We start from the raw sequence: 8,853 nt of genomic DNA, 5'->3' as shown, positions 1-8,853 counted from the left end.
AGGCTTATCACTTTTAAAAATGGTGCGCGCGGGAGGATTCGAACCTCCGACCGCCTGGTTCGTAGCCAGGTACTCTATCCAGCTGAGCTACGCGCGCACTAAATCGGTGTAACAGCAACAAGCGTTAAGGCTTATCACTTTTAAAAATGGTGCGCGCGGGAGGATTCGAACCTCCGACCGCCTGGTTCGTAGCCAGGTACTCTATCCAGCTGAGCTACGCGCGCACTAAATCGGTGTAACAGCAACAAGCGTTAGGCTTATCACTTTTAAATAATGGTGCGCGCGGGAGGATTCGAACCTCCGACCGCCTGGTTCGTAGCCAGGTACTCTATCCAGCTGAGCTACGCGCGCACTGTTCTTTCTTAGAGAAAGATATTCCTTTGAGCTATAAAAGGAAATAGTGCAGTCGACAATCCTTACCTTGCGATAATCGTTGACGAAAGCAAAATAAATGGCGGTGAAGGAGGGATTCGAACCCTCGATACGGGATAAACCGTATACTCCCTTAGCAGGGGAGCGCCTTCAGCCTCTCGGCCACCTCACCACACAAATCGGTGTGAATAACAAGTTTACCACTCATCATCCTAAATAATGGTGCGCGCGGGAGGATTCGAACCTCCGACCGCCTGGTTCGTAGCCAGGTACTCTATCCAGCTGAGCTACGCGCGCACTGGGTGCTTCTCGCTAAAGAAACACCATATTGATATCAACAAGGTTGCCATCAATAATAATGGCGGTGAAGGAGGGATTCGAACCCTCGATACGGGATAAACCGTATACTCCCTTAGCAGGGGAGCGCCTTCAGCCTCTCGGCCACCTCACCACACAAATCGGTGCGAATAACAAGTTTACCACTCATCACTCTAAATAATGGTGCGCGCGGGAGGATTCGAACCTCCGACCGCCTGGTTCGTAGCCAGGTACTCTATCCAGCTGAGCTACGCGCGCACTAAATGCCTTAATGGCTAACTTATCTTATCAAGATAAAACAAGTTGAAAGATGGCGGTGAAGGAGGGATTCGAACCCTCGATACGGGATAAACCGTATACTCCCTTAGCAGGGGAGCGCCTTCAGCCTCTCGGCCACCTCACCGTCTTTCGGGGGCTCATATTACTGTCAGCCAAAAATAAGTCAATCACTTTATTGATAAAAAATGACAATCACGAACCGCATGCGTACTTAATAATCAATGAGGTAATTTATACAACGTAAGCGTTGAATTATTCACTTACTTTTAACTTAATGGGGCCTGTAATTACTCGCGATTAAATAAATATTTAAACGCATTCATTTATTACAAATACAAAAAAGGTCTAGTTTTATACCAGACCTTCTTCAAATTAATAGTTACCAGAACCCTGAGAATCTGTTTCTTTTTCCGCTTGAATTCGCATGTAAATTTCTTCGCGGTGAACAGATACTTCTTTAGGTGCATTAACACCAATACGTACTTGGTTACCTTTAACGCCTAAAACAGTTACGGTCACTTCATCACCGATCATTAGGGTTTCACCTACGCGACGTGTCAAAATTAACATTTATGTGCTCCTTGAGTCATCTCAATCTTATAAGAATTTAACGTTTACTATCCAATATTATTTACGACTTCGTAAATAGCCACTGCTCAAGAAACAGCGAGATATGATTGATTATCCAGACTTTGGCCGTCAACCACAAACCTTTTATGGATTAAATCTACAGCAGCGACATGATCATCATCATTAATTAACAAAGATAAACATTGTTTGTCACTCTGGTAAGTATGCACTTTAATGTTAGCCTCCATTAACACCTTTTGAACTGAATCCAAATAGTGTTCCGTGTTATCTCCTACTAAGGAAAGAATGGAGACCATACCAATATGGCGCATTTTACTATCAAAAACTAGCTTCAAGCGTGCAATATCATCATTTACAACAACTATTTGTGATTTATTCTCATCACTTGCATGAGCAATAATCCACGCAGTTCCACCAAATAATGCTAAATGTTTGCTGATCTCAGTTTCTGGAAGCGCTATTTCAAGCAACGCATGTTGATTTTGTAACGCGATACCAATAATAGTTGATGAAACCATACTATCAAAATTTACTAGCGTCCCTTCACTATCATCAAAAGAAGAAAGTACACGAAGTGGAACGCGATGCTGGCAAGCATACTCAACAGATTGTAGCTGTAGTACTTTCGCACCCAAACGAGCCATTGACGTCATGTAGTCAAAATGAATGACATCGAGTCGTATTGCTGTAGGAACAATTCTTGGATCGGTAGAATAAACGCCATCAACATCAGTAAAGATCTGACATTCGTCTGCATCTAACGCACTTGCAATCGCTACTGCGGTGGTATCAGAACCACCGCGCCCCAGTGTCGTAATATTGCCGTCAATATCACGACCTTGAAAGCCAGCGACAATAACAATGTTATCGTCGCCAAGTAATGCGGTTATTCGCTGCGTTTCAACTTCACGAATAGTGGCATTATTAAATGCATTATCTGTTCGAATAACAACTTGATCAGCGATCAACGATACCGCACTGTAGCCACGTTTATTCAATGCCATGGCTAACAAGGCAATTGACACCTGCTCTCCCGCTGCAAGCAATACATCTAGCTCACGCGGTGTTGGTATTTCGTCTATTTGCTTAGCTAAACCTAATAAACGATTGGTCTCCCCTGCCATCGCAGAAAGAACAACGACAACTTGATGGCCTGACTGGCGTGCTTTTATCACACGCTCAGCCACCGCTTCAATTCGCTCTATTGAGCCAACCGATGTTCCACCAAATTTCTGCACTAATAGTGCCACATTACCTCTCCAGTAATTACAGTTTATCAGCTAGCCATGGTGCAACGGTTTCTAGTGCTGCAGGTAATGCTGCAGCATCTGTACCACCAGCTTGCGCCATATCAGGACGACCACCGCCCTTGCCGCCAACTTGTTGAGCAACTAGGTTAACTAGTTCACCCGCTTTAACTTTGCCAATAAGATCTTTTGTTACACCTGCAATTAAGCCTACTTTGTCGTCGCTTACATTACCAAGTAGAACAACACCACTGCCTAGCTGATTTTTAAGTTCATCAACCATGCCACGAAGTGCTTTATTATCTGCGCCATTAAGTTTTGCGATTAAAACTTTAACGCCATTAATCTCTTGTGTTTGATTGATAAGTGTTGCGCCTTCTTGTGCCGCTAACTTATCTTTTAATTGTTGGATCTCTTTTTCAAGTTGCTTGCTGTGCGAAACTAATGCTTCCACTTTGCTTACAACTGATGCTGAATCAGATTTCACTAGATGAGCAGTCTTAGCTAGCATTACATCTTCGTTATGCATCGCTTCAATTGCCGCAGCGCCTGTTACCGCTTCGATACGACGAATACCAGCCGCGATACCGCTTTCAGATAGGATCTTAAATAGACCAATGTCACCAGTGCGAGTTGCGTGAATACCACCACAAAGCTCAGTTGAAAACTCACCCATGCTTAGTACGCGTACTTCATCATCGTATTTCTCGCCAAATAGTGCCATTGCACCTTTCGCTTTCGCCGCTTCGATGTCCATGATATTGGTTTCAATCGCATGGTTAGCACGGATTTGGTCGTTAACCATGGTTTCTACAGCGCGTAGTTGTTCTGGTTTAACGGCTTCTAGATTAGAGAAATCGAAACGTAGACCATCAGCTTTGACTAATGAACCTTTCTGAGCCACATGCTCACCCAAAATGTTACGCAGTGCTGCGTGCATTAGGTGTGTTGCTGAGTGGTTTAGGCTGATTGCTGCACGGCGTGTTGAATCTACAGACGCGGTTAGTTTTTGACCAACAGTTAGTGTACCTTCAGCAACTTGACCTTTATGACCAATTGCTGCACCAAACTTTTGCGTATCAGCAACGTTGAACAGTACACCTTCAGCAGTAAGAATACCGCTATCACCACACTGACCACCTGACTCTGCATAGAATGGTGTATTCGTGAGTACGACTAGCGCCTCTTCAGCTGCATTTACGCTATCAACAGCAACACCATCACGGTATAGGGCAACAATTTCACCTTCACCGTCTGTTGCGCTGTAACCACAGAATTCTGTTTCAGCATCAACTTTGATTGCATCGTTGTAATCAACACCAAAGTTACCCGCATCACGAGCACGTTGACGTTGTTCTTCCATTGCCGCTTCAAAACCGTCTTCATCAATAGTGAAGCCACGCTCACGAGCAACATCATTGGTTAAATCAGCAGGGAAACCGTACGTATCGTATAGTTTAAATACTGTTTCACCATCAAGCACTTTACCGTCTAAGTTATCGAGTGCTTCGTTAAGAATTGTCAAACCTCGGTCAAGAGTACGACCAAAGTTGTCTTCTTCAATCTTTAGAACTTTTTCTACTAGTTCTTGCTGTGCTTTTAGCTCTTCACCAGCGGTACCCATGATCTCAGCAAGTGGACCTACAAGCTTGTAGAAGAATGCACCTTGTGCGCCTAGCTTGTTACCGTGACGCACTGCGCGACGGATAATACGACGAAGTACGTAACCACGACCTTCGTTTGACGGCATAACACCATCAGAGATCAAGTAAGCACATGAACGGATGTGGTCAGCCACAACGCGTAGTGATTGGTTAGACAGATCGTCAAAGCCGATCACTTTCGCCGCTTCTTTGATTAGCGTTTGGAAAATGTCGATTTCGTAGTTTGAGTGTACGCCTTGCATAATTGCAGCAATACGCTCAATACCCATACCGGTATCAACAGAAGGCTTAGGTAGCGGTTCCATTGTACCGTCAGCTTGACGGTTGAACTGCATAAATACGTTGTTCCAGATCTCGATGAAACGGTCACCATCTTCTTCTGGTGTACCTGGACGTCCACCCCAAATGTGATCACCGTGATCGTAGAAAATTTCTGTACATGGACCACAAGGACCTGTATCCCCCATCTGCCAGAAGTTGTCAGACTCAAAAGGCTTGCCACCTTTCTTATCGCCGATACGCACGATACGATCAGCTGGAATACCTATTTCTTTGTTCCAGATTTCAAATGCTTCGTCATCGGTTTCATAAACAGTCACAACCAAACGATCAGCTGGCAGTTTAAGAACAGAGGTTAAAAATTCCCAAGCGTATGCAATTGCATCATGCTTGAAGTAATCGCCAAAGCTGAAGTTACCTAACATTTCGAAGAATGTATGATGACGCGCTGTAAAACCTACATTTTCAAGGTCGTTATGCTTACCACCTGCGCGTACACAGCGCTGAGCCGTTGTCGCTCGCGTGTAGCTGCGCTTTTCTAAACCTAAGAAAACATCTTTAAATTGGTTCATACCCGCGTTTGTGAACAACAATGTTGGGTCGTTCGCAGGTACAAGAGAGGAGCTTTCCACTATTTGGTGGCCTTTGCTCTCGAAAAACGCAAGATACGCACGGCGGATCTCATCAGTGCTCATGTACATTGGCAAATCCTGAATTAATGCTTTATTGAAAGACAGAAAATCATACTTATGTGATCTTCCTCCTCGCCTTTTTGGGTATGAAAAACATACTTTAGTTAAAAGGTCGAGCTGAGTAATCGAACTAAGATAAATTTTTTGGGGGCTATTGTAAAACAACGGCAGCAATAACTGAAAATGTTATATGGGAAAATGCATTAAATAATCCGATTATTTAATGCATTTGGTAGGTGATAGCTCAGGATTGAATGAGACGTTCGCGTAATTTATGAGATAAACACTTTTCGGCTACCTATTTCGAGATCTCTTTTGCTGATAAGCCTTGAACAGAGTTAAGAAGTGAAGAAACGATCGAATCACTATCAATACTTTCACCATTTAACACCCGCGCTAAAATATCACTAGCAAATTGCTGCGGTGAAATCACAATATCAGGATTCACACTTTTCACTTTATTAATATTTTTACTGTCATTTACCAATGCAACCGTACGTGCACTGCTTTCTAATTCAATCGCTGACAGCACAATAAAAGCATTATCAGCATCGTCATCACTTAATGCGAGCACCGCTTTTGCATTCATGACACCGGCTTGAGTTAAGATCTCACCGTCGCTGTAATCCCCCACTACAACATCTAAATCTTCAAGTAAATCCTTCGCTGCTTGTTGAGTGCGAGGAGATACGATCACGGTGATTGGTTGTTTACGAGAAGACAGTTGCTTTATTGTATTGATTGCAAGGCTAGATAAGCCACAAATAATAAAATGATTAGTTCTATTCATTTTTTTAGTATTACCTTTAACAAGTCGCTCAAAACCACTATGAACAACAGGACCTAATACTGATGTCGCCGATGTAGCAAAGACCGTGATACCAGACACTATGACTGAGATAGTAAATAATCGTGCAGGCTCCGAAACGGGAACAATATCACCATACCCCACTGTCGACATAGTTTCTATCGCGTAATAAAACGCGGTCAATAATGAGGTAATTTTAGGGTCAAAACCATCTCCAAAATACAGCGCACCATAGGTTGACGTGAGCATTAACGTGATCACGCTGATCAACGCAAAAATACTACCCGCAGCAACACTGCTTCTTGAAAAATGGCGACGAACTAGAAATAAAATTAATAAAGAAATTAAGCCATAGTGAATATTATAGGTCTGATCAGGGTGGATATGCGCGGTATAAAGCGTATCGATGATCATTAAAGTGAAACTGATCATCCACGATATTCGAGCTCTAAAAAAGAGTCCAATAGAGCTTAAAGCTATAAATACACCCAGCATGAAATAAGGCGCGTTAGTTAAAAAACTATGGTTAATTTGCTCATAATCTTTCACATTAAAGATCGCGATCAAATCAATCGGTAAACCATAAATAGTATGGAAAATTAAACCGCTATTAACCAATACAAATAATGCGACAAAAATATGCCTAATACTATAGAGCCATAACGCGAAACGCTTAAAAATGCGTCCTGTCCAATGTAATAACGAAAAACCGTCTTTCACTTTCTATATACCTATTAAGCGATATCAATGAGTTACCGTTATAGCTTAGTAAAAAATAACGTTCATTTATATTAAAACAAAATACAACACTAAGGAGGATCTAATTTTCATTCTATAACTAAAATACACCAGATATAAAAAAACCCAATCCTAAGATTGGGTTTCTTGATACGAATTAACGTAATTTAGAATGCTTCGTCTTCTTCAATATCACTATTTTTCTCGTCAACTTGATCACCCTCAGTCACAGGTGTTAGTAGCAAGTCACGTAATTTTTTCTCAATTTCTGCAGCAATTGCAGGGTTTTCGACCAAGTACTTACAAGAGTTTGCCTTACCTTGACCAATTTTATCACCTTGGTAACTATACCAAGCACCCGCTTTTTCTACTAACTTATGCTTAACACCCAAATCAATGAGCTCGCCGTTACGGTTGAAACCTTGACCATAAAGAATTTGAGTTTCAGCTTGCTTAAACGGTGCTGCAATTTTGTTTTTAACTACTTTAATACGTGTTTCGTTACCAACAACTTCGTCTCCTTCTTTGATTGCGCCAGTACGACGGATATCAAGACGAACAGAAGCATAGAACTTCAGTGCATTACCACCAGTAGTCGTTTCAGGGTTACCGAACATCACACCAATCTTCATACGGATTTGGTTGATGAAGATACACATACAGTTTGACTGCTTAAGGTTGCCCGTTAACTTACGCATCGCTTGTGAAAGCATACGTGCTTGGAGACCCATGTGTGAGTCGCCCATTTCACCTTCGATTTCAGCTTTAGGTGTTAGAGCAGCCACTGAGTCAACAACGATTAAATCAACCGCGCCAGAGCGAGCTAATGCATCACAAATTTCAAGCGCTTGCTCACCTGTATCTGGCTGAGAAACTAATAGCTGATCGATATCAACACCTAGCTTCTGCGCATAGATAGGATCAAGTGCGTGTTCAGCATCGATGAAAGCACAGGTTTTTCCTTTACGCTGAGCTGCTGCAATCGTTTCAAGGGTTAAAGTTGTTTTACCAGATGATTCTGGACCGTAAATTTCTACAATACGTCCCATCGGTAAACCACCAGCACCGAGTGCAATATCTAACGATAATGAACCAGTTGAAATGGTTTCGATATCCATAGTACGGTTATCGCCCAACTTCATGATTGAACCTTTACCGAACTGCTTCTCAATCTGGCCTAACGCTGCGGCAAGAGCCTTTTGTTTGTTGTCGTCCATTCGACTCTCCAACGGATGCTAAAATGAAATGAGTGAAGTATTTCTATGCCGCCTAGTATACTGTCTATTCATACAGTGTCTATAGATGATCATAATTTTTTTGTTAAATGTGCATTAGCCTTGTGCTACTCCACCACACTTGATGCTCGTTCAAGCATGACAGACAATGCCTTAGCAATCGCTTGTAATCGTATATTTTTTCGATCGCCTTCAAAGTGGCAACACGTTGTTTGTCGCCAACCCGTTACATCAGCCCAACAAAACCAGACAGTACCGACAGGTTTTTCTTCACTGCCACCATCAGGGCCAGCAATGCCACTGATCGCCACACTGATATCTGCCCGTGAAGCCGCTAATGCGCCACAAGCCATTTCAAATACCACAGCTTCACTTACCGCACCAAATTCTGCTAACGTCGCGCTAGAAACACTTAACATTTCTTGCTTTGCTTCGTTGCTATAGGTAACAAACGAGCGATTAAACCAAGCAGAGCTGCCCGCAATTTCAGTGATCGCATAAGCAACACCACCTCCAGTACAAGATTCCGCTGTCGTTGCAACCCAATTTTTATTTTTTAATGCCTGACCTAAATCTGTCGCAAGTTGTTCTATATTCATTTTTATTTGCTCCTTGCTAGCGCTATCAACG

At 42.6% G+C, this 8,853-nt stretch carries 6 protein-coding genes and 8 tRNA genes; all 14 read right to left on the bottom strand.

Translation table 11 applies throughout. The annotated features are described in order from the left end of the window. Nucleotides 1-20 precede the first annotated feature (20 nt). The 14 genes from C9J45_RS09550 to pncC all read right to left on the bottom strand — a co-directional run bounded on the left by C9J45_RS09550 (nt 21) and on the right by pncC (nt 8,822). Nucleotides 21-97 (bottom strand) — tRNA-Arg (locus C9J45_RS09550). Nucleotides 98-147: 50 nt separating this feature from the next. Further along, a tRNA-Arg gene (locus C9J45_RS09545) sits at nt 148-224 on the bottom strand. Between the two features lie 50 nt (nt 225-274). Continuing rightward, nucleotides 275-351, bottom strand: a tRNA-Arg gene (locus C9J45_RS09540). A gap of 101 nt (nt 352-452) precedes the next feature. Next, nucleotides 453-544, bottom strand: a tRNA-Ser gene (locus C9J45_RS09535). A gap of 48 nt (nt 545-592) precedes the next feature. Next, nucleotides 593-669: transfer RNA gene (locus C9J45_RS09530), tRNA-Arg, on the bottom strand. A gap of 62 nt (nt 670-731) precedes the next feature. Then, a tRNA-Ser gene (locus C9J45_RS09525) sits at nt 732-823 on the bottom strand. 48 nt (nt 824-871) lie between these two features. Beyond that, nucleotides 872-948, bottom strand: a tRNA-Arg gene (locus tag C9J45_RS09520). 53 nt (nt 949-1,001) lie between these two features. Beyond that, nucleotides 1,002-1,093, bottom strand: a tRNA-Ser gene (locus C9J45_RS09515). 248 nt (nt 1,094-1,341) lie between these two features. Continuing rightward, nucleotides 1,342-1,539, bottom strand: coding sequence for a carbon storage regulator CsrA (gene csrA, locus C9J45_RS09510; protein ID WP_005371488.1), 198 nt, complete (start codon nt 1,537-1,539; stop codon nt 1,342-1,344). A gap of 86 nt (nt 1,540-1,625) precedes the next feature. Next, nucleotides 1,626-2,810 (bottom strand): aspartate kinase, encoded by a 1,185-nt coding sequence (locus C9J45_RS09505; RefSeq protein ID WP_107292459.1) that lies wholly within the window; start codon nt 2,808-2,810, stop codon nt 1,626-1,628. A 16-nt stretch (nt 2,811-2,826) separates the two neighbouring features. After that, nucleotides 2,827-5,445, bottom strand: a complete 2,619-nt coding sequence (gene alaS, locus C9J45_RS09500; RefSeq protein WP_370445781.1) for an alanine--tRNA ligase — start codon at nt 5,443-5,445, stop codon at nt 2,827-2,829. Between the two features lie 295 nt (nt 5,446-5,740). Further along, nucleotides 5,741-6,970: a voltage-gated potassium channel protein gene (gene kch, locus C9J45_RS09495; protein WP_107206642.1), complete on the bottom strand. Its 1,230-nt coding sequence runs from the start codon at nt 6,968-6,970 to the stop codon at nt 5,741-5,743. A gap of 185 nt (nt 6,971-7,155) precedes the next feature. After that, nucleotides 7,156-8,205 carry a recombinase RecA gene (recA, locus tag C9J45_RS09490; RefSeq protein WP_107246402.1) on the bottom strand — a complete coding sequence of 350 codons (1,050 nt, stop codon included), beginning with the start codon at nt 8,203-8,205 and terminating at the stop codon, nt 7,156-7,158. A gap of 125 nt (nt 8,206-8,330) precedes the next feature. Further along, a complete protein-coding gene (gene pncC, locus C9J45_RS09485) occupies nt 8,331-8,822 on the bottom strand; it encodes a nicotinamide-nucleotide amidase (RefSeq protein WP_107206640.1) in 492 nt (163 codons plus the stop codon). Nucleotides 8,823-8,853 lie beyond the last annotated feature (31 nt).

It is taken from the genome of Photobacterium sp. GB-1, assembly GCF_003026165.1.
Classification (GTDB): Bacteria; Pseudomonadota; Gammaproteobacteria; order Enterobacterales; family Vibrionaceae; genus Photobacterium.
Note: the sequence above shows the minus strand (reverse complement) of the source record. Positions and strands in the feature narration are given on the sequence as shown.

Coding starts and splice junctions, on each gene's coding strand:
- csrA (WP_005371488.1), bottom strand. CDS start 1,539: ATGTTAATTTTGACACGTCGCGTAGGTGAAACCCTAATGATCGGTGAT.
- alaS (WP_370445781.1), bottom strand. CDS start 5,445: ATGAGCACTGATGAGATCCGCCGTGCGTATCTTGCGTTTTTCGAGAGC.
- recA (WP_107246402.1), bottom strand. CDS start 8,205: ATGGACGACAACAAACAAAAGGCTCTTGCCGCAGCGTTAGGCCAGATT.
- pncC (WP_107206640.1), bottom strand. CDS start 8,822: ATGAATATAGAACAACTTGCGACAGATTTAGGTCAGGCATTAAAAAAT.